This is a genomic window from Demequina sp. (assembly GCF_024642165.1).
Lineage (GTDB): Bacteria > Actinomycetota > Actinomycetes > Actinomycetales > Demequinaceae > Demequina.
Genome location: NZ_JAHEBP010000162.1, coordinates 1 through 3,495 on the forward strand (window position 1 = coordinate 1; position 3,495 = coordinate 3,495).

General features: G+C 69.2%; 3 protein-coding genes. 1 reads left to right on the top strand and 2 read right to left on the bottom strand.

The features are described from left to right. The coding region (locus Q0L54_RS10890; protein ID WP_296668032.1) for a M13-type metalloendopeptidase at positions 1-961 on the top strand (961 nt) is incomplete at its 5' end. 22 nt (positions 962-983) lie between these two features. Here Q0L54_RS10890 and Q0L54_RS10895 read toward each other — a convergent pair. Continuing rightward, on the bottom strand, positions 984-2,684 hold the full coding sequence (locus tag Q0L54_RS10895; RefSeq protein ID WP_296668034.1) for an alpha-glucosidase: 1,701 nt from the start codon (positions 2,682-2,684) through the stop codon (positions 984-986). A gap of 37 nt (positions 2,685-2,721) precedes the next feature. Next, positions 2,722-3,495 (bottom strand): ATP-binding cassette domain-containing protein (locus tag Q0L54_RS10900; RefSeq protein ID WP_296668035.1); only part of this gene is annotated, 774 nt, incomplete at its 5' end.

Here is a 3,495-nt window from a genome sequence, read left to right on the forward strand (position 1 = left end):
GGAGTACGTGGCCCGGCACTTCCCGCCCGCGTACAAGGAGCAGATGGACGCGCTGGTCGCGAACCTGATCGAGGCGTACCGCGTCTCCATCTCCGGCCTGGAATGGATGACGGAGCCCACCAAGGAGCACGCCCTCGAGAAGCTCCGCCAGTTCACGCCGAAGATCGGCTACCCGGACAAGTGGCGCGACTACACCGGCCTGCTGGTCAGTGCGGACGACCTGGTGGGCAACCTGCGCGCCGCCTCCGCCTTCGAGGAGGACTGGGAGTGGCGCAAGATCGGCAAGCCTGTCGACCGCTCCGAGTGGCTGATGACCCCGCAGACGGTCAACGCGTACTACCTGCCCGTCGCCAACGAGATCGTGTTCCCCGCGGCGATCCTGCAGCCGCCGTTCTTCCACCCCGAGTCGGACGATGCGATCAACTACGGCGGCATCGGATCGGTGATCGGGCACGAGATCGGGCACGGGTTCGACGATCAGGGCTCGAAGTACTCGGGCACGGGCGCGCTCGACGACTGGTGGACCGAGGAGGACCGCGCGGCGTTCATGGAGCGTGCGCATCGGCTCATCGAGCAGTACGACGGCTACTCGCCGCGGCAGCTCGACGCCACGCACCACGTCAACGGCGCGCTCACCGTGGGCGAGAACATCGGGGACCTCGCCGGCGTCGAGATCTCGCTCAAGGCCTACGAGATCGCGCTGGGCCACCCGATCGCCGAGGCGCCGATGGTCGACGGCCTCACCGCGGTGCAGCGGTTCTTCATCGGTTACGCGCTCACGGAGCGCATGAAGGTCCGCAACGAGGCGTTGGTGACCCGTCTCGCGATGGACCCGCACTCCCCCAGCGAGTTCCGCGTCAACGGCATCGTGCGCAACATGGACGCCTGGTACGAGGCCTTCGCGGTGACCGCCCAGGATGAGCTGTGGCTGGACCCCGAGGAGCGCGTCTCCATCTGGTGAGGCCCGGCCATGGGCGCCGGCATCACCGCGACAGGTAGACGCGCGCCTCCCAGGGACCCAGCGGCACCACGCCAGCGCCGGCGAGGTACGGAGTGGCGCCCGCACCCAGGTTATGCAGCAGGAGCGCCATCGCGTCGACCTCGATGGCGGGCGCGGCCCGCGTCGCCGACATGTTGGCCACCACGGTGAGGACGGTCCCGTCGAGCTCGCGCCGGTAGGCGAACACCTGGGGATCCTCCGGAAGCAGCATCTCGAACGTGCCATGCGCGACCACGGGCTCCGTGTGGCGCAACTCGATCACGGTCTTGTAGAACGATGCGACCGAGTCCGGGTCGCCCCGTTGCGCTTCCGCGTTGAGCCAGGTGTGGTTGGCGGTCGCGGGAAGCCACGGCGTGCCTGTGGTGAACCCAGCGTGCTCGGTCGCGTCCCACTGCACCGGCGTGCGCGCGTTGTCCCGGCTGTGGAACGCGAGGCCGTCCATGATGCGGGGCTCGGGGATGTCCATGGCGCGCAGCTCGTCGAACGCGTTGAGCGATTCGATGTCGCGGTACTGGTCGATCGATGTGAAGCCGGCGTTGGTCATGCCGATCTCCTCGCCCTGGTAGACGTAGGGCGTGCCGCGCTGGAGGTGCAGCACCGCCGCCAGCGCCTTGGCGCTCTGCGCCCAGTACTCGCCGTCGTCGCCGAACCTCGACACCGCGCGAGGCTGATCGTGGTTGTCCCAGTACAGGGAGTTCCAGCCGCGCTCCGCCAGCGCCACCTGCCACCGGTCGATGATCGCCTTGAGCTGCACCAGGTCGAGCGGCTTCGGGTCGAACTTGCCGCCGGGCCCCTGATCCACGTCGACGTGGTCGAACTGGAACACCATGTCGACCTCGGCGCGCTCGGGATCGGTGAACAGCACGGCATCCGCCGGGGTGGCCCCGGGCGTCTCGCCCACGGTGATGAGCTCGCGGTCGCGGCCCGCGAACACCTCGCGATGCATCTCTTGCAGGAACTCGTGGATGCGCGGCCCGCAGACCACCAGCGGGAAGGCGTTGCCCAGCCCGCCCGGCAGCGGCTCGCCGTCGCGTAGCGGCAGGACCTTCGAGATGAGGTTGATGACGTCCATGCGGAACCCGTCGACCCCACGGTCGAGCCATCGGTTCATCATCGCGTAGACGGCCTGACGGACCTCGGGGTTCTCCCAGTTGAGATCGGGCTGCTTCTGGTGGAACAGGTGGAGGTAGTACTCGCCCGACTCCTGGTCGAGCTCCCATGTCGACCCGGAGAAGAAGGCGCGCCAATTGGTGGGCTCCGCCCCCGTCTGGCCCGCCGCGAAGCCCGGGCGCGGCGGCCGCCACCAGTACCAGTCCCGCTTGGGGCTGCGCACGCTCGAGCGCGCCTCGAGGAACCACGGGTGCTCGTCCGAGGTGTGGTTGACCACCAGGTCCATGACCAGCTTCATGCCACGCGCGTGGACCTCCTCGAGCAGCGCGTCGAAGTCGTCGAGCGTGCCGAACATGGGGTCGATCGCCTCGTAGTCGGAGATGTCGTAGCCCATGTCCGCCTGCGGCGACGCGTAGATGGGCGACAGCCAGATGACGTCGACCCCCAGCCACTCCAGGTGGTCGAGCCGCGACCGGATGCCCTGCAGGTCGCCGATCCCGTCGCCGTCCGAGTCCTGGAAGCTGCGCGGATACACCTGGTAGACCACCGCTGACTTCCACCAGTCGCTCGCCATCCCAGGGCCTCCTTGCATCGTCGCGATGCCCTCCAGCCTAGTCCGATTGCTGGGCCGCGAGCCGGGCGTAGAGGCCGTCGGCAGCCACCAGTTCGGCGTGGCTGCCCGACTCCACCACGCGCCCGCGGTCCACCACATGGATCACATCGGCATCGGCGACCGTGGAGAGACGATGCGCGACCACCAGGGTGGTGCGGCCCACCGCCGCGCGGTCGAGCGCCACCTGGACCACGCGCTCGGACACGGTGTCGAGCGCGCTGGTCGCCTCGTCGAGCAGGAGCACGGGCGGGTCCTTGAGGAGCACGCGCGCGATCGCGACGCGCTGCTTCTCGCCTCCCGACAGCCGATAGCCCCGCTCTCCCACCACCGTGTCGTAGCCGTGCTCGAACGTCATGATCGCGTCGTGGATGTTCGCCGCGCGGCAGGCGTCCTCGAGCTCGGCGTCGGTCGCGTCCGGGCGCGCATATCGGAGGTTCTCCGCGATGGTCGAGTGGAACAGGTAGGTCTCCTGCGAGACCACGCCCACGTGCTCGACCACCGACTCGTGTCGCAGCCGCCGCACGTCCTCGCCGGAGAACACCACCGTGCCGCCCGAGGCCTCATGGAGGCGGGCCGCGAGGTAGACGATGGTGGTCTTGCCCGCTCCTGACGGCCCCACGAACGCGTGGGTGGTGCCCGGCTCCATCCGGAAGGTGACGCCGTCCAGGGTGGGCGGCGCATCGTCCCGTGCCCCGGGGTAGCGGAACACCACGTCGCGGAACTCCACGGCGCCGATCGGGCCGGGCGCGTCCTCGACGCCGATCGCGTCCTC